This is a genomic window from Mesorhizobium sp. LCM 4576 (genome assembly GCF_001854815.1).
Taxonomy (GTDB): Bacteria; Pseudomonadota; Alphaproteobacteria; order Rhizobiales; family Rhizobiaceae; genus Mesorhizobium; species Mesorhizobium plurifarium.
On record NZ_MDDT01000057.1, the window covers coordinates 279443 to 301069 of the forward strand.

The 21627-nt window shown below is 64.2% G+C and carries 17 protein-coding genes and 1 tRNA gene; 11 read left to right on the forward strand and 7 right to left on the reverse strand.

Features of this window, described 5'->3' with window-relative positions:
- Positions 1 to 15: 15 nt before the first annotated feature.
- On the reverse strand, positions 16 to 948 hold the full coding sequence (locus tag LCM4576_RS27120; RefSeq protein WP_071035890.1) for an aldose 1-epimerase: 933 nt from the start codon (positions 946 to 948) through the stop codon (positions 16 to 18).
- Between the two features lie 51 nt (positions 949 to 999).
- Between LCM4576_RS27120 and LCM4576_RS27125 the strand changes: the two genes are divergently transcribed.
- From LCM4576_RS27125 to LCM4576_RS27160, 8 genes are all read left to right on the forward strand, one after another.
- Positions 1000 to 1794 carry a FadR/GntR family transcriptional regulator gene (locus tag LCM4576_RS27125; RefSeq protein WP_244510932.1) on the forward strand — a complete coding sequence of 265 codons (795 nt, stop codon included), beginning with the start codon at positions 1000 to 1002 and terminating at the stop codon, positions 1792 to 1794.
- A gap of 59 nt (positions 1795 to 1853) precedes the next feature.
- The gene (locus tag LCM4576_RS27130) at positions 1854 to 3515 is read left to right on the forward strand and encodes an IlvD/Edd family dehydratase (RefSeq protein WP_244510945.1); all 1662 of its coding nucleotides are present in this window, start codon (positions 1854 to 1856) and stop codon (positions 3513 to 3515) included.
- Positions 3516 to 3523: 8 nt separating this feature from the next.
- Entirely contained in the window at positions 3524 to 4303 is a 780-nt protein-coding gene (locus tag LCM4576_RS27135; RefSeq protein ID WP_071035538.1) for an SDR family NAD(P)-dependent oxidoreductase, read from the forward strand.
- Positions 4304 to 4329: 26 nt separating this feature from the next.
- On the forward strand, positions 4330 to 5328 hold the full coding sequence (araD1, locus tag LCM4576_RS27140; RefSeq protein WP_071035539.1) for an AraD1 family protein: 999 nt from the start codon (positions 4330 to 4332) through the stop codon (positions 5326 to 5328).
- 51 nt (positions 5329 to 5379) lie between these two features.
- Positions 5380 to 6405 (forward strand): ABC transporter substrate-binding protein, encoded by a 1026-nt coding sequence (locus LCM4576_RS27145; RefSeq protein ID WP_071035891.1) that lies wholly within the window; start codon positions 5380 to 5382, stop codon positions 6403 to 6405.
- A 79-nt stretch (positions 6406 to 6484) separates the two neighbouring features.
- Complete coding sequence (locus LCM4576_RS27150) at positions 6485 to 7585, forward strand: ABC transporter ATP-binding protein (RefSeq protein ID WP_071035540.1); 1101 nt, start codon at positions 6485 to 6487, stop codon at positions 7583 to 7585.
- On the forward strand, positions 7582 to 8454 hold the full coding sequence (locus LCM4576_RS27155) for an ABC transporter permease (protein ID WP_071035541.1): 873 nt from the start codon (positions 7582 to 7584) through the stop codon (positions 8452 to 8454). Before LCM4576_RS27150 ends, LCM4576_RS27155 begins: the two co-directional genes overlap by 4 nt.
- Entirely contained in the window at positions 8451 to 9251 is an 801-nt protein-coding gene (locus LCM4576_RS27160; protein WP_071035542.1) for an ABC transporter permease, read from the forward strand. The genes LCM4576_RS27155 and LCM4576_RS27160 overlap by 4 nt, the downstream gene beginning before the upstream one ends.
- 59 nt (positions 9252 to 9310) lie before the next feature.
- On the opposite strand, the gene LCM4576_RS27165 is transcribed toward LCM4576_RS27160, so the two are convergent.
- Together LCM4576_RS27165 and LCM4576_RS27170 are read right to left on the reverse strand one after the other, a co-directional pair.
- Positions 9311 to 11026 carry an HAD family hydrolase gene (locus LCM4576_RS27165; protein ID WP_071035543.1) on the reverse strand — a complete coding sequence of 572 codons (1716 nt, stop codon included), beginning with the start codon at positions 11024 to 11026 and terminating at the stop codon, positions 9311 to 9313.
- Between the two features lie 583 nt (positions 11027 to 11609).
- Entirely contained in the window at positions 11610 to 13247 is a 1638-nt protein-coding gene (locus LCM4576_RS27170; protein ID WP_071035544.1) for an ABC transporter substrate-binding protein, read from the reverse strand.
- Positions 13248 to 13366: 119 nt separating this feature from the next.
- On the opposite strand from LCM4576_RS27170, the gene LCM4576_RS27175 reads away from it, so the two are divergent.
- Positions 13367 to 14266 (forward strand): LysR family transcriptional regulator, encoded by a 900-nt coding sequence (locus LCM4576_RS27175; protein ID WP_071035545.1) that lies wholly within the window; start codon positions 13367 to 13369, stop codon positions 14264 to 14266.
- Between the two features lie 176 nt (positions 14267 to 14442).
- Here the strand turns inward: LCM4576_RS27175 and LCM4576_RS27180 are convergent, their stop codons facing one another.
- Positions 14443 to 15315, reverse strand: coding sequence for a phytanoyl-CoA dioxygenase family protein (locus LCM4576_RS27180; protein ID WP_071035546.1), 873 nt, complete (start codon positions 15313 to 15315; stop codon positions 14443 to 14445).
- A gap of 264 nt (positions 15316 to 15579) precedes the next feature.
- Here LCM4576_RS27180 and LCM4576_RS27185 point away from each other — a divergent pair, with 264 nt between their 5' ends.
- Positions 15580 to 16503, forward strand: coding sequence for an acetamidase/formamidase family protein (locus LCM4576_RS27185; RefSeq protein ID WP_071035547.1), 924 nt, complete (start codon positions 15580 to 15582; stop codon positions 16501 to 16503).
- A 111-nt stretch (positions 16504 to 16614) separates the two neighbouring features.
- Here the strand turns inward: LCM4576_RS27185 and LCM4576_RS27190 are convergent.
- The 3 genes from LCM4576_RS27190 to LCM4576_RS27200 all read right to left on the reverse strand — a co-directional run bounded on the left by LCM4576_RS27190 (position 16615) and on the right by LCM4576_RS27200 (position 18634).
- Positions 16615 to 16689, reverse strand: a tRNA-Gln gene (locus tag LCM4576_RS27190).
- A 96-nt stretch (positions 16690 to 16785) separates the two neighbouring features.
- On the reverse strand, positions 16786 to 18192 hold the full coding sequence (locus LCM4576_RS27195; protein WP_071035548.1) for a phosphomannomutase: 1407 nt from the start codon (positions 18190 to 18192) through the stop codon (positions 16786 to 16788).
- 97 nt (positions 18193 to 18289) lie between these two features.
- Positions 18290 to 18634 (reverse strand): VOC family protein, encoded by a 345-nt coding sequence (locus tag LCM4576_RS27200; protein WP_071035549.1) that lies wholly within the window; start codon positions 18632 to 18634, stop codon positions 18290 to 18292.
- A 214-nt stretch (positions 18635 to 18848) separates the two neighbouring features.
- On the opposite strand from LCM4576_RS27200, the gene ppdK reads away from it, so the two are divergent.
- Positions 18849 to 21533: a pyruvate, phosphate dikinase gene (gene ppdK / locus LCM4576_RS27205; RefSeq protein WP_071035550.1), complete on the forward strand. Its 2685-nt coding sequence runs from the start codon at positions 18849 to 18851 to the stop codon at positions 21531 to 21533.
- The last annotated feature ends 94 nt before the right edge of the window (positions 21534 to 21627 follow it).

Sequence of the window (21627 nt, forward strand, 5' to 3'; positions counted from 1 at the left end):
CCGGCCCGCCCGAGGCTATCGCGTCRAGATCGTTTCCGACGGTATGAAGCGGACGCTTGCCGACCGGCTCTCACCGGGTGCGAGCACCATGCAACCTGTGTCTTCCTCCAACCGATTGAAGGCGTCGGTGATGTTGCTGACCGGCTCGGCGCAGAAGAAGGGCTCGCCCGGCGGTGTGTAGAGCACCAGGAAATCGAGCGGCGCTTCGGCCTCGATGTCCAGCAGCCGTTCTTCGTCCGGCCAGGTGATGCGCGCTCGGCGTGTCCATCCGGTGAAGACGGTGTCGAACGCGGCCTCGGCGACGTCGAAGCCTGTGGTCGGATCAGCGCCCGCGGGCGGCGGAACGTGGCGTGTGGGCAGAACCTCGGCGTCGGTTTCCCACATTCCCGTGACACCGGCCTGGATATGCGTCCATGGGGTGGCGGGAAAGTATGGATGAAGTCCGAGCCCGGCCGGCATGGGCGTATCCGAGAGGTTGCGCAACGAGATCCGGATGCTCAGGCAGCCCCCTACGAGTCCGATCCTCTGCTCGGCCTCGTAGCTCCATGGCCAGGAATCGGCATCGTGGCGACAGCGCAGGATGGCCGCTGCACCTCGATGCCCTGCCAACGTCCACGGCCGGCGCCAGCCATGGCCGTGCTMATAATGCGGATCGTCGGGCCGCGTCGGCAATTCGACGGTCCGGCCGGCGAAGCTGAAACGGCCGCCTCTTATGCGATTGGAATAGGGGACGAGCGGGAAGCAGGCCATGGYGCCGGCGTTGCGGCCGGCGAGCGCGGCGGGGCCGGCGGGACGCAGCCAGTCGATGGCATGCCCGTTATTCTCCCAGCGATACGACGCCAGCGCGCCGCCGACGGCCGGGGCGATCTCTACCGTCGCCAGGCCATCGGCGATCGTGACCAGCCCTTCGCGCCCGCCGGCGCCGCTTATTTCAAAATTCCCGTCCATCTTCTCCCCGATGCCTTGACTCTCGTCGCCGCTTGGATAAAGACATATCATATGAATAGTATGAAGAATACGAAATCCTTCAGCATCGCCCGCACGTCGCGGGTCGTCGCCGCGGTTGCCAGCGGCTCGACGGCGCTGCATGCGACGGTCGTCGAGCAGATCGGGTTGCGCATCGTGCAGGGCGACTTCCTGCCCGGCGAGGCGCTTCCCAATGCCGACGATTCCAGTGAGATGCTGGGCGTCAGCCGCACCGTGCTGCGTGAGGCGATCAAGGTGCTGGCGGGCAAGGGGCTGGTCGAGTCGCGGCCCAAGACCGGCACGCGGGTGCGTCCCCGCTCCGACTGGAACTTCCTTGATCCCGACGTCCTTTCATGGCGCTACGCGGCGGGCGTCAGCGCCGAGGACGTCACCGCGCTTTTCGAGTTGCGCCGGGCGATCGAGCCGATGTCGGCCGCGCTTGCTGCCAAGCGGGCGACGCCGGCACAGCTTGCCGAGCTTAACGCCGCGCTTGCTGAAATGGAGGCCGTGGGCGACGACGGCGACCGCTTTGCCAAGCCCGACCTCGTCTTCCATCAGACCATCCTGCGCATGACGGGCAATGAGTTGATCGGCTCGCTGGCGGCACTGGTGGAGACGGCTCTGATGATGAGCTTCCGCCTCTCCAATGACAATCCGGAGGGGCAGCGCCACTCGCTGCCGCTGCACCGCGAGGTGGCCGAGAAGATCGCCACCGGCGATGGGGGCGGCGCGCAGMAGGCTCTTCTCGTGCTCATCGACAATGCCGAGGAAGACGTTCGCCGCAGTGTCGAGAACCGCAACAGGCGCCGTAAGGAACAGAGAACGTGAGCGGAAGACGAAAGCTGCGGTCGACGGCATGGTTCGGCGGTGACGGCAAGAACGCCTTCATGCATCGCAGCTGGATGAAGAACCAGGGCATCCCGGCCGACGCATTCGACGGGCGCCCGGTGATCGGCATCTGCAATACCTGGTCGGAGCTGACCCCATGCAATGCGCATTTGCGGGCGCTCGCCGATCACGTCAAGCGCGGCGTCTACGAAGCCGGCGGCTTGCCAGTGGAATTTCCGGTGACCTCGCTCGGCGAAAGCAACATGCGCCCAACCGCGATGCTGTTCCGCAATCTGGCGAGCATGGACGTCGAAGAGTCCATTCGCGGCAACCCCATCGACGGCGTCGTGCTCATGGTCGGCTGCGACAAGACCACGCCGTCGCTGCTGATGGGGGCGGCGTCCTGCAACCTGCCGACCATCGCCGTGTCGGGCGGTCCGATGCTGAACGGCAAGTTCCGCGGCCAGGACATCGGCTCCGGCACCCATGTCTGGAAATTCGCCGAGGACGTGAAGGYGGGGCGCATGAAGGTCGAGGACTTCCTTGCCGCCGAGCAGGGCCAGAGCCGGTCGGCTGGCAGCTGCATGACCATGGGCACCGCGTCCACCATGGCCAGCATGGTCGAGGCGCTGGGCATCGGCATGCCGGACAATGCCGCCATACCGGCGGTCGACTCGCGCCGTGGCGTGCTTGCGCAGCTCGCCGGACGGCAGATCGTCGACCTTGTGCACCGGGACGTGACGGTCTCGCAAATTCTCACCCGTCAGGCCTTCGAGAACGCCATCCGCGTCAACGGCGCCATCGGCGGATCGACCAACGCGGTGCTGCACCTCATAGCGATCGCGCATCGCGTCGGCGTCGATCTCAGCCTCGACGACTGGGATCGCCTCGGCCGCGATGTGCCGACGATCGTTGACCTGATGCCGTCGGGCCGGTTCCTGATGGAAGATTTCTACTACGCCGGGGGGCTGGCTGCGGTCATGGCGTCGCTGGATGGGGCGGGGTTTCTCCACCGCGACGCCATGACCGTCAGTGGAAAGACGATCGGCGAGCTGGTCGACGGCGCGCCGAACTACAACAGCGAGGTGATCCGGCCGCTCGACCGGCCGCTGACCAGGGAAGGTGGCATATCGGTGCTGCGCGGCAATCTTGCGCCCAACGGCGCCGTCATAAAGCCCTCGGCGGCGACGCCGGCGCTGATGCAGCACCGGGGCAGGGCGGTGGTCTTCGAGAATATCGAGCACTATTACGCGCGCATCGACGACCCGGACCTCGACATCGACGCCTCGTCGGTGATGGTGCTCAAGAATTGCGGGCCGCGCGGCTATCCGGGCATGGCCGAGGTCGGCAACATGCCGCTGCCGGCGAAGCTCCTGAAACAGGGCGTTTCCGACATGGTCCGCATCTCCGATGCGCGCATGAGCGGCACCGCATACGGCACCGTGGTCCTGCATATTGCTCCCGAGGCTGCGGCCGGTGGCGCCCTTGCCCTGGTTCGCGACGGCGATCTCATCGATCTCGACGTGGCCGGCAGGCGTCTCGAATTGCTGGTTTCCGAAGAGGAGCTTGCCGCCCGCCGCCGCGACTGGAGGCCGCCGGCGCCGCCCGAGGGCGGCTACCAGAGCCTCTATGTCGAGCGCGTGCTGCAGGCTGATCAAGGCTGCGATTTCGATTTCCTTGTCGGGCGCCGCGATGCCGGCATCCCCCGCCATTCGCATTAGGTGCCGCAATGAACGACCAAATCGGTACCTATGCCGTCTACCCCAGCCTCAAGGGCCGCAGCGTCTTCATAACCGGCGGCGGCAGCGGCATTGGCGAGAGCCTCGTGCGCCACTTCTGCGCGCAAGGCAGCCGCGTCGCCTTCGTCGACATGGCGGTGGAACCGTCGAGGCAGTTGGTCGCGGCGATCACGGCGCAAGGCCATCCGGAGCCGCTCTTCATTCCTTGCGATCTGCGCGATGTCGAGGCCCTRCAGGCGGCCGTCGAACAGGCGAGAGAGCGAAATGGCCCCATCCAGGCGCTGTGCAACAACGCCGGCAATGATGACCGCCACCAGACCGCGGATGTCAGCGTCGCCTATTGGGACGACCGCATGGCGGTCAACCTGCGCCACCAGTTCTTCGCGGCACAGGCCGTGCGCCCGCAAATGAAGGCGCTGGGCGGCGGCTCGATCATCAATTTCGGCTCCATCACCTGGATGGTCGGCGATCCGGACTGCCCTGCCTATGTGACGGCGAAGGCGGCCGTCTACGGCATGACACGGGCGCTTGCCCGCGAACTTGGCCCCGAGCGCATCCGCGTCAACTGCATGGTGCCGGGCTGGGTGATGACGGAGCGCCAGATGCGCCTGTGGCTGAYGCCGGCCGGCGAGCGCCAGATCGAGGAAAGGCAGTGCCTGCCCGATCGGCTGCAGCCTTCCGACATTGCGCGCATGGCGCTGTTTCTTGCCGCCGATGACAGCCGCATGTGCTCAAGCCAGCAATTCATCGTCGATGGCGGCTGGGTGTGACCCGGCGAGAAGGAAAAGGTAGGTTCATGCGTCTCGTTCAGTTCAACTTGCCCGACGGCAGCCGCCACGTGGGTCGCGTCAGCGCCGATGGCGATCAGCTCCACCTCCTTGCCGGCACCGAAACCGTCCTCGATCTCGCCACGGCGGCTATCGCCGAAGGCAGGTCCATCGCCTCGCTTGTCGAGGAGCGGACCGGCGGCGAGAAAGTGGACTACAACCAGCTGCTGCGCGAAGGCCGCGTGCTTGTCCCGGTCGACCATCCGGAGCCGGCGCGTTTCCTCGTCACCGGCACCGGCCTGACGCATACGGGAAGCGCTGCCGCGCGCGACAAGATGCATGTGCTGACCCACGGCAAGGACGCCGCCGAATCCGACTCGCTGAAGATCTTCCGCATGGGGCTGGAGGGGGGCAAACCCGCGCCGGGCAAGCTCGGCGTCCAGCCTGAATGGTTCTTCAAGGGCGTCGGCACCTGCGTTGTGCCGCCGGGCGCGCCGCTGCCGCTGCCGGCCTTCGCCAAGGCAGGCGCCGAGGAAGCCGAGATCGTCGGACTCTACCTCAACGGGGCGGACGGCCGCCCCTATCGCATCGGCTATGCGCTGGGCAACGAATATTCCGACCACGTGACCGAGGCCGAGAATTATCTCTACCTGGCGCACTCCAAGCTGCGCTCCTGCTCGATCGGGCCCGAGCTTTTGATCGGCGAGCTTCCGCGGGAGGTGCGCGGCCATTCCCGCATCCGGCGCGACGGCGCCGTCATCTGGGAGCAGGAATTCCTCTCGGGCGAGGCGCACATGTCGCACTCGATCGCCAACCTCGAGCACTACCATTTCCGCTACCCGATGCACCGCCGGCCAGGCGATCTGCACGCCTATTTCTTCGGCGCGGCGGTGATGAGCTACGCCTCCGGCATCAAGACACAGCCCGGCGATGAATACGAAATCCAGGCACCGGAATTCGGCAAGCCGTTGCGCAACCGGATGCAGGCGGTGCCGGACGAGGGGCTGGTGGCCGTCACCCCGCTGTGACGGCTAGTCCCGCGGACTGAGATCATCAGAACAACAAATGGGAGAATGATCATGCTACTGAAGAAACTGCTTCTAGGGATAGCGGGTGTCGGCCTGGGCATCGGCCTGATGGCCTCGTCGGCGCTCGCCGCCAACCTGCGCGTGCTGGCTTGGGACGGTTATGCCGACGCCGACTGGGTCAAGGATTTCACCGCCGAGACTGGCATCGGCGTCGATGTCGTCTTCATCGGCAGCGACGACGAGATCTGGGCCAAGATCAAGGGCAGCGAGGGGCAGGACTTCGACGTCTTCGCCGTCAACACCGCGCAGCTCCAGCGCTACATCAAGGCCGATCTCGTCACGCCGATCGACCTGTCGAAGCTGCCCAACCAGAAGGATACGCTGCCGCGCTTCCGCGACATCACCAAGGTCAGCGGCGATACCAAGGACGGCAAGGTCTACGGCATCCCGTTCTGCTTCGATTCGATCGGCCTGATCTACGACACCGACAAGGTCAAGCCGGCGCCGACCTCGATGTCGGTGCTGTGGGATCCGGCCTACAAGGGCAAGGTGCTGGCCTATGACAATGGCGAGCACAATTTCTCCTTCACCGCGCTGACGCTGGGCTACAAGGACCCCTTCAATCTCAGCGCCGAGCAGATGGCGGCGGTCAAGGCCAAGCTGGTCGAGCTCAAGCGCAATGTCTTGAGCTTCTACACCACCGCCGACGAGGCCCAGCAGATCTATCAGAACAACGACGTCGCCCTGATCTGGGCCAACTACGGCCAGCAGCAGGTCAAGGCCTTGCAGAAGATMGGCGCCCACGTCGCCTACATCAACCCGAGCGAAGGCGCTCTCGCCTGGCTCGACAACTGGGTCATCTCGAAGGGCGTTCGCGACAAGGACGCGGCTGAGAAGTGGATCGACTTCATGCTGAGCAAGAAGGTGAGCGGCGCGCTGTCCGAGCGGACCGGCTTCGGCAACACCGTGGTCGAGTCGAGCAGCGCCGGCAGCAACGACAAGCTGGTCTGGCTCAACAATGTCGAGGACCCGACCAAACGCTCCGACCTTTGGAACGAGATCAAGGCGACGCCCTGAGCTTCTTTGGCAAGCTTCGAAGGACCTGGCGGTCCGGACCGTTCCGGACCGCCGACACCGTATTTCTTGAAAGTCGGCCATGAACCAGAACAGCGACCTGCTCACGCTGCGCTCCGTCTCGAAATCCTATGGCACGGTTCCCGTGCTCTACGGCATCGACCTTGCAATCCGCGACGGCGAGTTCCTGACCGTGCTGGGGCCGTCCGGTTCGGGCAAGACCACGGTGCTCAGGCTCATCGGCGGCCTCGAGCCGTTGACGTCGGGCGAGATCCGGCTCGACGGCCAGGACATCAGYGGCATGCCGATCAACCGGCGGCCCTTCAACACCGTTTTCCAGGACTATGCGCTGTTTCCGCATCTGACCGTCGCCGGCAATGTCGGCTATGGCCTGTCGGTCCGCCACGTGCCGCGCAAGGAGATATCGCGCCGCGTCGCGGAAGCGCTGGAACTGGTGCAACTCGGGCGCTTCGCCGACCGTTTTCCGGCCCAGCTCTCGGGCGGGCAGCGGCAGCGCGTGGCGCTGGCGCGGGCGCTGATCTGCCAGCCCCGCCTCGTCCTGCTCGACGAGCCGCTCGCGGCGCTCGATCTTGAATTGCGCCGGCAAATGCAGGAGTTCCTGAAATCCATCCAGCGCGAGGTCAAGACCACCTTCCTGTTCGTCACCCACGATCAGGAGGAAGCCATCGGCATGGCCGACCGGATCTGCGTCATGCAGGCCGGCCATATCCGCCAGCTCGGCACCCCGCACGAGCTCTACTACAAACCGAATTGCGAGTTCGTGGCGCGCTTTTTCGGCGAGAACAATCTGGTGGCCGGCACGCTCGGCGAGATTCGGGGCGAGTTCCGCGCGGTCGAGACGGCTCTCGGCCGGCTCGTCTGCTCGGTCAATGGCCAGCCGCATCTCAAGGCGGCGGCCRCTGGCGCCAGCGGCTTCGCCGCCTTCCGCCCCGAAGCGCTGCATCTTGCCGGCGACGGCGATGCCGACAATCGTCTTTCCGGCACCATCGCCGACCTTGCTTTTGCCGGTTCCTCGACGGTCGCCACCATCACCGCCGGCGGCGACACCGCGCATCGCCTGAGGCTGCGGTTTCCGAGCAGGGTGGACGGCAGCGCCTTGAGGGTCGGCGAGACCGTCGCGCTTTCCTTCGCGCCGCACGAAGGCCACCTGGTGCTGGCATGAGCGGGACCGGCTCGCCACAACCCCTCGACGGGCGGTGGTCGCCTCTGGTGACGGTGCTCGCCTTCGCGCTGCCGGCGATCTTCGTCCTCGCGCCGCTGGCGATCTTCCTCGTCTACAGCTTCTTCAGCGTCGACCAGGGCCAGATCGTCTACGCGCCGACGCTTGCCAACTATGCCCGCTTCTTCACCGATCCGGTCTTTCTTCCCGTATTCTGGCGCACGATCGTGCTCTGCCTTTCGGTGGCGGCGATCTCGATCCTGCTCGCCTATCCGACGGCCTATTTCCTGACCACGCTTGAAGGCCGGTGGCGCTACGCGCTGCTGATGCTGCTCATGGTGCCGTTGTTGATGAGCTACGTCATCAAGATCTACGCGATCCGCAGCATCCTCGGCCTCAACGGATTTCTCAACAAGGCGCTGGTGGCGCTCGGCATCATCACGGAGCCGTCGACGCTTTTCGTCTTCAACATGAACGCCATCCTGCTCACGCTAACGCTGCTTCTGATCCCCTTCGCGATCCTGCCGATCTTCCTGGCGCTGGAGCGTATCCCGCAGGTGCTGCTGCGCGCCTCCGACGATCTCGGCGCGACCGGCCTGCAGACGTTCCTGCGCATCACCTTGCCGCTGTCCCTGCCCGGCGTCGCCTCGGCGGCGAGCTTCGTCTTCGTGCTGGCGATCGGCGATTTCCTGACGCCGCAGATGGTGGGCGGCATCAGTGGCTTCACCTTCGGCCGCATCCTCTACAGCCAGTTCGGCACCGCCTTCAACTGGCCCTTCGGTGCCGCTCTTTCGGTTGCGCTGGCCGTCGTGGTGATCCTCGCGATCCTCGCCGGCGAGCGGTTCGGGCGCAATCGGGGAACTTCGCATTGACCATCGCGCCGCGCCTGTCCACGCTCCTCCTCGCAGCGATCACCATCCTGGTTGCGGCGCTGCTCTACAGCCCGCTCTTCGTGCCGATCGTCTCGTCATTCTTTCCGGTGGCGCGCGGCGAGGTCGACTGGTCGTCGCCGACCGTCTCGACCTATGTCGCGCTGGCCGCAAACCACGAGATACTGCTGGCGCTGCGCACCACGCTGGTCGTCGGCGCCTGCACGGTCGTGCTGTCGGTGGCCGGCGGCACGCTGCTTGCCCTCTACTATCACGGGCGCCGCGCAGGCCGTTCGCTGCTGCAGTTCATCATCTTCCTRCCGTTCCTGATGCCGCCTATCATCAGCGGCCTCGCGCTGCTGGTCTTCTTCCGCGAGGTCGGCATCGAGCGCTCGCTGCTGACGGTCGTGATCRGCCACACCGTCTTCGTGCTGGCGATCGTCTACCGCACGGTGCTGACGCGCCTGCAGTCGATGAGCCGCACGCTGGTGGAAGCTTCCTACGATCTCGGCGCAACCAAATGGCAGACTTTCTGGCGCGTCATCCTGCCCAACCTGTCGAGCGCGATGGTCGGCGGCGCCATTCTGGCCTTCGCCCTGTCGTTCGACGAGACCATGATCACCATCCTGGTCACCGGCACCCAGACGACGCTGCCGGTGCGCCTGTGGGCGATGATGCGACTCGGTTTCTCGCCGGATATCAACGCGCTGGTGGCGCTGATCCTGATGTTCACCGTCTTGCTCTGCGCCCTCGCGGCAAGGTTTCTCGTTCCCAGGCAAATCGCCACGCAGCGCAGTTGAAAACGGGACCAACCCTGCGCCGGGCGACGCCCCGGGGCGGAGCCGGCCAACGCAAAGGGTCAGTTCCTCTCGGGAGCAGTCGCCGGCGCCGTGTAGCGCCTCCGCACGGCGTCGATCACCAGCTTGCGGCTTTCGTCGGCCGACAATGTCTTGTCCTTTTCCGCCTCTGCCGTTTCCCGGGCGAGGTCCTTGTCCCTGATCTGCTGGCGGAACCACTTGGAATAGTCGCCGGCGCGCAAATGGTGTTCCCATGTCTTGTCGTCGATACCTTCGGCCATCTGCGCGAAGATGATGAGGTTGTGGGCCCTGAGCTTCATCGCCTTCTTCGGCCCGGTGAAATAGAAGCTGCCGGCCTCGTCGAGCTCGCCCTCGGCATATTTGCGGCTATGCCGTTTCAGCGACTGGTCGGGCTCGATCGCCTTGACCGTGACCGGCTTCTTGCCGTCGTGCGGCCGCCAGAACAGAACCCGGTCGCCCTTGGGCAGCGGGATGTCCTTGGGCGCCTTGAGCCCGGTTTCCTTGCAGAAGGTCCTGATCACGTCCTTCGCCTTGGGTCCGAGCGCGATCACCGCCGTCACCAGCCGCAATGCATCGGTGGAGATCGCTTCGGGGTGGACGGTGATCAGCACCGTGCCGGGCAACTCGATCGAAAGCACGGATCGCGTGTCTCCGCGTCGCTTGGGCATCAAATGATGCGCCTCGTCGATGATCAGCCAATGCGGCCTTGCCGTGCGATAACGGACATTGCCGAGGCTAGGCAGCAATTCGGCGAAGAAGTCGGGCCGCTCGTCGACCTTCAGCGCCAGGCCATTGACCACGACGTTGGTCTGCGGCTTCTCGATCAACTCCAGCAACTGCTCTTTGTTCGGCGCGGTCGAGCCGTTGCCCAGCGGTACCGCGCCTTTCAGCCCGTCATAGTCGCCCTCGGGGTCGAAGATGCAGAACTGCAGCCCCTTTTCGACCAGCCGCTCGGTGAGCGCCGTGGCCAGGGTCGATTTGCCGATGCCCGAGCTCCCAGCGATCAGCACTGTTTCCATCGGCGACAGATAGATGTCCTTGCCGCGCGAAGTTCCGAGCGGCACGCCGCCCAAGCGCTTTTTAGCAATGAGGTGATCGTGCTTGATCAGTTTGCGGATGAGCTCCTCGACGCCCTTTCCGCGCGCCTCCTTGGTGACAAGATCCGCGGTGTCCTTGACGGCGGGCAATGCGTTGGCCACCGCGACGCTGCAGCCCGAAGCCCTGAGGAAGGCGTGGTCGTTTTCGGCGTCGCCGACGGCCACGACATTATGCGGCGACAGCTTCAGGTCTTCGAGCGCCGCCGCCAGCCCGGTCGCCTTGTTGATGCCCGAGGGCAGGATCATCACCGCGCCCTTGTTGAAGATGATCTCCAACTCCAGCCCAAGCTTTTTGATGACGTCGAGCACGGTGGCCTGATGCGGCTCCCRGGTGGCGACGATCGAACGGCCGACCGACAGCGGCTTCACGCCGCGCTTCTTGAGCCTGTCGACGAGATCCGCGGAAGGCGAGGGCGAGATCGCGCGCTCTTCCTCGCTGGCCGGCGTGTAGATCAGCGCGCCGTTTTCGGCGACCACCTTGTCGAACAGGGAAAGTTCGGAAAACACCTCCTTGAGATCGGGCAGTTCCCGCCCAGTGACCAGGATGAGCTTGCGCCCGGACTTCTTCAGCTTTTCCAGCGCCGAGACCGTGCTGGCCGTGACCAGCCCATCCTGCGCCAGCGTGCCGTCATAGTCGGTGGCCAATGCCATGAAATWCATCGGTTGAACCTCTCCGCTGGCTGTTGTGTCCTGGTCCGTCTGCAATGAACAACGCCTTCCGCCGGAAAAGGTTTAGGCTGAGGCTCTTGCGGCATGCCGAGCCGGGCGGTGCGGCAGGGAGCTCGCAGCGATAGCCGTTTCGACAGGCTCAGCATGCCTGCCTAGCACCCTGCAGATGCAGTCGAGGCAGCCGTTGCCGACTTTCCGTATTAGGCATGACGCTCAAGTCTCGACATTGTCCCGCGACGGGGGAAAGTCCTTGCCGGTCACAGTAGGTTCCGCTTCATTTCCGCAAAAGTAAGCTGCAGGCAACGAAGCTGGAGCCCAGAATTGTGGCGAACAACGAACCCCGGTCATCGACGCTTCCAGCCACGCATGCCCTTGACCGGATATTGCCGTTCGGAGACTTCGAAGGGGACCAGAAACGGGGGATCTGCGGCCGCGTTTGCGCGTCATGCCCCTTGCGCGGCCTGACTTGCGCGAGCGAGGCTGCTGCCTCGGATGGGCAGCGTTTTCGATGACTGGATGCGGCCGTGGCGGCCTGCATTCGCGTGCCGCCACGATCGTCGCCGGATTTCCGCGATCAGGYCGCCAGCCAGGCTTGGGTGAAATCCTGCTCGTAGGCCTGGTGCATCTGGTAACCCATGAGAGCGGGCTTCATGTGGCAGAACAGCTTGCGCCAGTAGGGCTGGACGATGATTCCGGAGTCCCTCAGGATCGTCTGCAGTTCCTTCATCAGCACGCGGCGCTGATCGGCATCGGCGATGGCGTTGGCCTTCCCCAGCCTGGCGTCGAATTCCGGGTCGGCAAAGCCGGTCTCGTTCCAGGCCGAGCCGCTCTGGTAGGCAAGCGCGTAGGTCTGGATGCCAAGCGGTCGCGCGTTCCAGTTCGTGGTTGCGAACGGGTATTTCGTCCAGTCGTTCCAGAATGCCGCTTCGGGGATGACAGTGCGCTTCACCTTGAAGCYGGCATCGCGCATCTGCTGGRCCACCACATCGGCGCTTTCCTTGCGGTAGTCGGCTTCCACGGAGATCAGGTCGAATTCGAAATCGAGCTGTCCGGCTTCGGCAAGCAGGGCTCTGGCCTTGGCCGCATCGCGTCTGACCGGCGGCAGGTCGGCATGTTCGGGATGCATCGGGCCAACATGGTCGTTTTGAGCAACGATGCCCATGCCGTTCGCCCCGAGCTGCAGCACCGTCTCGTTGTCCACGGCCAGCTGAATGGCGTTGCGCACCCGCTTGTCGTCATATGGCTTGGCACCGACATTGCAGCGTGCAACCACGGTCGCGGCGGTGACGATCTCGGATTTCTTCAATCCCAGCTTGTCCAGCAGATCGACATCATAGGATTGCGTCTGTCCGTTGAGGTCGATCTCTCCGRCTTCGAAGGCAGAGACCGTGGCGGCCGAGTCCGTGCCGTAGTCGATCCAGTCGATGCCCTCGAGGAAGACCTCTCCACCCCACCACGATCCTCTGGGGCGTTTTCGGACCGACGCGGCCACGCCGACATCGAGCTTGGTGAGCTCGAACGGGCCGGTGAAGACGGGATTGGCCGACAGGGGCGCCTTCTTCGCATCGAAGCTGTGGTGAACGATGAGCGCCGGATAGTCGGTCATCGCCGGGATGATGGTGATGTCGGGCTGCGACAGCTTCAATACAACGGTTCGATCGTCACGGATCTCTATGGCGCCGGYGCGCGCCATCTTGGCCTGCGGATCGATCAGGGCGGTCATGCGCCYGGCCATCGAATTGCCCGGAGCGTCTCTTTCGYACCAGCGCGCTATGTTGAAGGCCACGTCGGTGGCGGTGAAGTCGTCRCCGTTCGACCATTTTATGCCGTTGCGCACCTTCAGGACGTATTCCGTGGCGTCGGCGTTGATCTCCCAGCTCTCGAGCAGCATCGGCTGGAAAGTGAAGTCAGGCTTCCAGYGCACAAGCGGCTCGAGAAATTGCCTTGCGATGTTGCCCATTTGCGAGACCTTGAAGCTACGCGGATCCTCAATCTCCATGACCTGCATGGCGACGCGCAGCGTGCCGCCTCTTCTTGGCGGTTGCACATCCTCGGCRTGGGCCGGAACCGGTTGTCCGAGAAGCCCGTAGGCGGTCGTCGCGCTCGCGCCGAAGGCACTGGCAAGCGCGAGGAACTCGCGGCGATCCAGCTTGCCGTTCCTGACATTGCGCACGAAAGTGCCGATCGCGGGATGAAGAGGCCTGGATGTCATGTCATTTCTCCCATTGTTGATTTTGCGTCCAAAGCCGTTGGAATGCTCTTGTCACCTGCTCGCCCGCCGCTGTTTTCTCGGCGTGCCGGCATCTGGCGCGCCGGTTGAAAGGAAGCGGAATGAATCTTCTGACGGCGATGCGGGTTTTCGATCGTGTCTGCCTGCTTGGAAGCCTGTCGGCGGCGGCGCGTGACCTGAACATGTCGACGACCGCCGTCAGCCGGACGATCAAGGAACTGGAGGACGATCTCGGCGTTCGCCTGATCAACCGCACGACGCGGCGCCTCAGTCTGACCGAAGCGGGCCGCGATTATGCTCCGCGCGCTCGGGCGCTGCTGGATGACGTCACTGAACTGCAGGATTCCACGCGCGGGCTGCATAAGGAAACGCGCGGCCTGATCCGGGTGTCGTGCTCGAATGTGCTTGGTCACACCCGCATCACAAAGCTTGTGCCGAAATTCCTCGAAGAGAATCCGCTCACCACGATCGAGTTCGACCTTACGGCCCGCTACGTCGTAGGTATCGTCGAGGAAGGCTATGACGTCGCGATCCGCTTCGGCCAGCAGGCCGATTCCGCGCTCATCGCGCGAAGGCTGGGCGAAGTGCGCAACTATGTCTGCGCCACGCCTGGATACTGGGACAGCCACGGCCGTCCCGCCCATCCGGGCGAGCTGGCGAAACACTCCTGCGTGCTTTCCAACCATGCAAAGCGTCTCGGCACATGGCCTTTCGTCGGACCGGATGGCCCTTTCGACGCGGTTGTCGGCGGCCGTGTCTCGACCAACAGCGTGGAAGCCGCTTACCAGATGACCATCGCCGGCTTCGGCATCGGCAATCTGCCCAGCCTCCTGGTCGGCGCGGCGATCAGCGACGGCAGGCTTGAGGTTCAGCTCGACAGCTTCCGGYCAGACTCCAGCCCGATCTACGCGCTTTATCCACATCGCACCTATATCGCCGCGAAGGTGCGTGCCTTCGTCGATTTCCTGATCCGAGAGCTGGCGGACGACTTCGTGGCCTAAAGCAATTTCAGGAAAAGTGTGACGCGGTTCTCCGCCCGAAATTGYATAAAAACAAGGAGATAGCGCGCCTCGCCGCTTTCGCAAAACGGTGAAATGCTCTGGGTCCGTCCGGACGCCGAGAAGGGTCCGGCGCGAACGCCGGACCCCGTTTGCCCCCTTCGCCCGAAGCGGCAAGGTCATTTCCACCAGGCGGTGGTGTCGTATATCGGCCCAGGCTCCTCGAAGAGCTTTTCATATTTGCACAGGGCGGGCGTCTCACCGAGCGGAACGGAAACACCGTTCCTGAACGCCCATTCGCCGCGCTGTGTCGAATCGGCCCGCACGTAGCTGGACAGGGCGAAGGCGCGATCATGGCGCGACTTGTTGGGCGAGGAGCCGTGCACGGTGAGCAATCCCCACATCGCCAGGTCGCCCGGTTCAAGTTCGAGCGGAATGATCGTCGCCGGATCGATTCCCACCTTGCGCAATTCCTCCTCGGCCGTCAGACCTTTCATCAGCTCGCCCGTCCCTTCGTCGGAAAGCCCGAGATAGCCCAGCTTATGGCTGCCCGGCACGACCTGAAGGCAGCCATTCTCGAGCGTTGCCCGATCGACCGCCAGGCCCGTGGTCACCGTCGCGTCGGCGACATTGTCGAAGGCCGCCTGATTGCGGAAACGCAGGTCCTGGTGGAAACGATAGCCGGTTACGTTGGCGCCCGGCGGCTTCCAGTGCAATTGCTGGGCGATCTGCCGGATGTCGCGGCCGATCAGACCCTCCAGCAGTTGCAGGTAGCGCGGGTTGCGCCGGAATTCCTCGAAATAGCTGTTGATCCAGGAGAACCAGTAGGCTTGCAACACGTAGCGCTTGCCGAAATCCGATTCAGGCAGGATCTGAAAACTCAGATTGYCATGCCGGAACGTGGCGTGATGCTTCAACCCCTCGGCATAGACGGCATCTGTTTCCTCCCTCAGCCGAACCATCTCGTCGCCGTCGACGAACTGTCGGACGATGGCATAACCTTCCTCGCGATATTGTTCCACGGCATCGCGCACCGTCTTCTCGTTCAGCATCCCGGCTATCCCCAACGGGTTGATCCGGCTTGATCGTAGCGGGAATACTTCAGACGATAAGTCGTGGATTTGGGCATCGACTTTCCCGATTTTCGGAAAAATGTCCGGGCCGCTTTGAGCCGCTGAACAAGGTGTTCGACAAGATGAGCCTAAGGCATGGCTGCGGCGCGCTGCCCTATGGGACGAGGYGGAGCAAAGCCGATCGGCCGCCGGAGAGCCTAATCCACACTTGCCGCGCGGCAATGCCTTCGCTACTTCCAACTCATGGCAACGCACAAGCTCGTCAGCACCACCTGGCACAACGTCCTCGGCACGGTCCCGCCGGCGCTCACAATCGCGTCCGGCGATGTCGTGATCACAGAGACGCTGGACGCTCGTGGCTTCGACAAGAACGGTGCCCGACCGGCTCATGGTCCAAACCCGATGAACGGTCCGGTCTTCGTGACGGGAGCCGAGCCTGGCGACGCATTGCGCGTGGATATCCTGCGCATGGACCCGATCCGTCCCACCGGTTGGACGATCTCGTCATTGGCTGCGAACGTCGTCGATCCAGAGGCTGCTCGCGGACTGCCTGCGCGGGATACGGTCACCTGGCGGATCGACCTCGAATCGCGAACGGTGATGCTGGAAGAGCCGCCGCCTGGCCTTGAAAGCTTCATTTTGCCGGTCGAGCCGATGATCGGCTGCTTTGGCGTGGCVCCCTCGATGGGCCAGGCTTTCTCCACCGCAACCAGTGCGGAAAATGGCGGCAACATGGATTACCGCGGGTTTCGGCCCGGCGCGACCGTTTGGTTCCCCGTTGCCGTAGAGGGCGCGCTCTTCTTCGCGGGCGATTGCCATGYCGCGCAGGGCGATGGCGAGATCGTCGGAACCGGGATCGAAACCTGCTTTGAAATCGAGCTTCGCTTGACCGTGGAAAAAAACAGGCGGCTGGAATGGCCTCGCGGTGAGAACGAGACCTATATTTTCTCTGTTGGYAACGCTCGCCCGCTGGACCAGGCGCTCCAGCACGCGACCACGGATATGCTCAACTGGTTGACCAGCGACTATGGCTTGTCCGCCGCTGCAGCATCGCATCTGATGGGACAGGTTGTCCGATATCACGTCGGCAACGTTTTTGACCCCGCCTACACGATGGTTTGCCTTATCGAAAAGCGATGGCTTCCCGAGCCGGCCTCCGCCGGCTGACGAGCAAAGGCGGGAAAGGGCGGCTGTCCGTTCGCAAAGAGGTAGGGCGGCTCGCCGCTTCCGCGACACGGTGAAACAGCGTCTGATTGGCCAGATCTGCATGACGGCAGTTGGCTGGGGCGCCAGGATTCGAACCTGGGAATGTCGGTACCAAAAACCGATGCCTTACCACTTGGCGACGCCCCAGCAGGCGGGGCATGCCCGCTGCGCGCGGCCTTATAGGACGGGGCGGAGCAAAGCTCAATGCCGGGAGATCAACTAAATCGCTAGCGATGCGGGCCGCTATTCTCGGCCGGCGTCCCACGCCCGTTTGAGGGCCAATGCCACGATCTCCTCCGCCCTACCGGCACTTTCAGCCTCGGCATAACAACGAAATTCGGGAGCGTTGCCGGAAGGCCGCAGATGGATGATCTCGCCGCTGGTCATCCGTGCCCTGAGGCCGTCGGTCTCATCGACATCCGCGACGGTGCCGAACGGGGCGAGGAATTGCCGCAGCGCGTCGCGGTCGGCGAGCTTGCGCATCAAGCCGCGCGAAGCTTCGACAGGGAAATTCTCGAGCCGCTCGCTGGCGCAGACCGGAAGGTTCCAGGTTTCGCGCAGGCCGGACAGCGATTTGCCCGTCGATGCCGACCTGCCCAGCACCGCCAGGATGGGCAAAAACGAATCCCGCGTCGGCAGCGCGGACAAGGTCTTGCCGTTCACCAGGCAGTCCGACCCCAGAAGAACCCCGCCATTGGCCTCGAAGCCGACGACGATGCCGCCGGCCTGCCGCGCGGCGTCCATTCCCTCTATGACGAAGGGGGATCCGACCTTCGTTCTCCTGACGCTGAATCCGAAAGCTTCGGAGATGCCCGAATTGGAGGTGACCGGCGTCACCACGATGTCGGCCTTGAGGAACAGCGCCGTGGCCAACCCGATCAGRTCGCCGCGGAACAATTCACCCTGTTCGTCGATGACGAGAGGACGGTCGGCGTCGGCGTCGGCCGAGAGCACGGCGTCGAATTTGAATTCGCGCACCMAGTCTTTCACCTTCGCCATCGTTTTCCAGCCGACGGCCTCGGTGTCGACGGGCACGAAAACCYGCGTTTTGCCGACAGGGGTCACATCCGCGCCAAAGGATCGCAGGACTTCGACCARCAACTCGCCCGCCACGGTGCTGTGCTGATAGACACCGAGCTTCATTCCGGAAAGGGCGCCAGGGGGCAGGATACCACCGACACGGTCTCGAAACGCAGCGAGCGCCAGTTCGTGGCCGCTCTGTCGGTCCGCATGGGCCGGCGGCCAGGGATAGTGGTCCGACAGCTCGGCGACTGCCTGCGTGATCGCAGCCTCATCCGCCTTGTCGATCTCGCCCTTCGGCCCGTAGAACTTGATGCCGTTACGGTCGGCGGGAATATGCGAGCCCGTCACCATGAGCGCCGCGGCGCCGCGCAGGCGGGCACAGAAGGCGAGCGCGGGTGTGGGGATGGGGCCGCAATCGACCGGCAGGAAGCCGCTTGCGRCCAGCGCCGCCATGCAGTCTTCCGCTATCGTTTGACTGCTGTCGCGCAGGTCGCGCCCGACGAAGACCTCGCCTTGCCGAAAACCGGTCGACCGCAAGCGCCGGGCAAAACCCTCGGTGTAGAGCCCGCTTGGCCGTCCGGCCAATTCGGAAGCCAGACCCCGAACACCGCTTGAGCCGAATTTCATCAGTCTGCTTTTGCTGTTGGAGGTTGCCGCCGTTCACTGGAATGAGCCCGGCTGCCCCCCGGCTGTCAACAGCAAACAACCCGAAATCGCGACTTCCCTAATGTCCCCAAACGGCCAGTTCGTTGCCGGCCGGATCGGTGAAGTGGAACCTCCTGCCKCCCGGGAAGGAAAAGATCGGCTTGACAATCGTGCCGCCGGCACTCTCGACCGCATCCTGCGTTTCCTCGAGGTTTTTGGAGTAGATGACCGGGAGCGGCTTGGYCGGCGCTTCGCCGGCATCTGYCTGGAAGCCGCCGTCGAGGCCTTCGGCAAAGGCGGAATAGGTCGGGCCATAATCGGTGAACGACCATGAAAACGCGGCGCTGTAGAAGGATTTGACGCTGTCCAGCGTGCCGCCCGTCGCCGGCAGCTCCAGATAGTCGAGTTTTCCGTTGAGTTTCATCATACTACTCCACTATGTTCCTGTTATGTTCTATATTGAGGTGACCACTCCGGCAAGTCTTTTTGACGCAGCTTTTGCTTAATCGATTGTAGTTGCGGTGGCCGTCCGGCCGGTGCTTGCCTTTCGCACTGCAGCATCCTATCGCTCGGATCGCGAAGGCGGGGAACCGGGCCATGGTCCGGATGTTCTATCTTCCACGAACTGGAGGGCAAGCATGACCAAGTGGGTTTACACCTTCGGCGACGGTGCCGCCGAAGGCCGTGCCGGCGACCGCAACCTTCTCGGCGGCAAGGGTGCCAATCTGGCCGAGATGTGCAGCCTCGGGCTGCCGGTGCCGCCCGGTTTCACCATCACCACCGAAGTCTGCAACGCCTATTACGCRAACGGCCGCACCTATCCCGAAGCGCTGGAGGCGGACGTCGTCTCCGCTCTCGACCATATCGGCCGCATCACCGGCCGCCGCTTCGGCGATCCGTCGAAGCTGCTTCTGGTGTCCGTTCGCTCCGGCGCCCGCGCCTCCATGCCCGGCATGATGGATACGGTGCTCAATCTCGGCCTCAACGACGAGACGGTCGAGGCTTTGGCCGCCGATTCCGGCGACGCCCGTTTTGCCTATGACAGCTACCGCCGCTTCATCCAGATGTACTCCGACGTCGTGATGGGCCTCGACCATGAAGTGTTCGAGGAGATCCTCGAGGACCAGRAGGCGAGCCTCGGTCACGAGCTCGACACCGAGCTGACGGCCCAGGAATGGCAAGGCGTGATCTCGCTCTACAAGGCCAAGGTCGAGGAAGAGCTCGGCAAGCCTTTCCCCCAGGATCCGCAGGAGCAGCTGTGGGGCGCGATCGGCGCCGTGTTCTCGAGCTGGATGAACAACCGCGCCATCACCTACCGGCGCCTGCACGACATTCCCGAAAGCTGGGGCACGGCCGTCAACGTCCAGGCCATGGTGTTCGGCAACATGGGCGACACCTCCGCAACCGGCGTCGCCTTCACCCGCAATCCCTCGACCGGCGACAGGCAGCTCTATGGCGAGTTCCTGGTCAACGCCCAGGGCGAGGACGTGGTGGCCGGCATCCGGACGCCGCWGAACATCACCGAGGCGGCGCGTATCGCTGCCGGCTCCGACAAGYCGTCGCTGCAGAAGCTTATRCCCGACGCCTTCCAGGCTTTCGTCGACATCTCCGATCGGCWGGAAAAGCACTACCGCGACATGCAGGACCTCGAATTCACCATCGAGCGCGGCAAATTGTGGATGCTGCAGACCCGCTCCGGCAAGCGCACCGCCAAGGCGGCGCTGAAGATCGCCGTGGAGATGGCGAAGGACGGGCTGATCACCAAGGAGGAGGCGGTCGCCCGCATCGATCCGGCCTCGCTCGACCAACTGCTCCATCCGACCATCGATCCGAAGGCGGCGCGCGATGTCATCGGCATGGGCCTGCCGGCCTCGCCGGGCGCTGCCACCGGTGAGATCGTCTTTTCGTCCGCCGATGCCGAGGACGCCAAGGCGCAAGGGCGTAAAGTCATCCTGGTGCGCATCGAGACCAGTCCGGAGGACATCCACGGCATGCACGCCGCCGAAGGCATCCTCACCACGCGCGGCGGCATGACCAGCCATGCCGCRGTGGTGGCGCGCGGCATGGGCAAGCCCTGCGTGTCCGGTGCCGGCTCGCTGCGTGTCGACTACAAGGCCGGCACGCTCATCTCGATGGGCCAGACCTTCCGCAAGGGCGACATCATCACCATCGACGGCGGCAACGGCCAGGTGCTCAAAGGGGCGGTCGCCATGCTGCAGCCGGAGCTGTCCGGCGATTTCGCCGCCATCATGGAATGGGCGGACGCCGCGCGCCGCATGAAGGTGCGCACCAACGCCGAGACGCCGCTCGACGCGCGCATGGCGCGCTCCTTCGGCGCCGAGGGCATCGGCCTTTGCCGCACCGAGCACATGTTCTTCGACGGCGCCCGCATCGTCGCCATGCGCGAGATGATCCTGGCCGACAGCGAGAAGGACAGGCGCGCGGCGTTGGACAAGCTTTTGCCCATGCAGCGCTCGGATTTCCTCGAGCTGTTCGAGATCATGGCCGGCTTGCCGGTGACGATCCGCCTGCTCGACCCGCCGCTGCACGAATTCCTGCCCAAGACCGAGGCCGAGCTCGCCGAGGTCGCCTCCGCCATGAACGTGTCGGCCGACAAGCTCAGGCAGCGCACCGAGGCCCTGCACGAGTTCAACCCGATGCTCGGCCATCGCGGCTGCCGGCTCGCCGTCTCCTATCCGGAGATCGCCGAGATGCAGGCGCGCGCCATCTTCGAGGCGGCGGTCCAGGCCGGACACAAGGCCGGGGCGCTGGTGGTGCCGGAAATCATGGTGCCGCTCGTCGGGCTCGTGAAGGAGCTGGAATACGTCAAGGCGCRCATCGATGCGGTGGCGCAAAGCGTCATGCAGGAGACCGGCACCAAGATCGATTACCTGACCGGCACGATGATCGAGCTGCCACGCGCGGYGATCCGCGCCCATGTCATTGCCGAAGCGGCCGAATTCTTCTCCTTCGGCACCAACGATCTTACGCAGACGACTTTTGGTATCTCTCGCGATGATGCCGCGTCCTTCCTCGAAACCTACCGGCAGAAGGGCATCATCGAACAGGATCCGTTCGTGTCGCTCGACGTCGACGGTGTCGGCGAGCTGGTGCGGATGGCGGCCGAAAAGGGCAGGGCGACGCGGCCCGYCATCARGCTCGGCATCTGCGGCGAGCATGGCGGCGATCCGGCCTCGATCCGTTTCTGCGAGGAGGTCGGCCTCGACTATGTGTCGTGCTCGCCCTACCGTGTGCCGATCGCCCGGCTGGCCGCCGCGCAGGCGGCGGTGGCTACGGCCAAGAGCGTGGCAAAACGCTCCTGACGGGCGTCCCGATACCTTACGGTTTTGTATGCAATGTCACGCGAACGTGCGCGTGACAGTCCTGAATCTCGACATCGTTCCAAGGGAGTTTCCG

Excerpts from the sequence above, each read along its gene's own strand:
- araD1 (WP_071035539.1), top strand. The coding sequence starts at position 4,330 with ATGCGTCTCGTTCAGTTCAACTTGCCCGACGGCAGCCGCCACGTGGGT.
- LCM4576_RS27155 (WP_071035541.1), top strand. The coding sequence starts at position 7,582 with ATGAGCGGGACCGGCTCGCCACAACCCCTCGACGGGCGGTGGTCGCCT.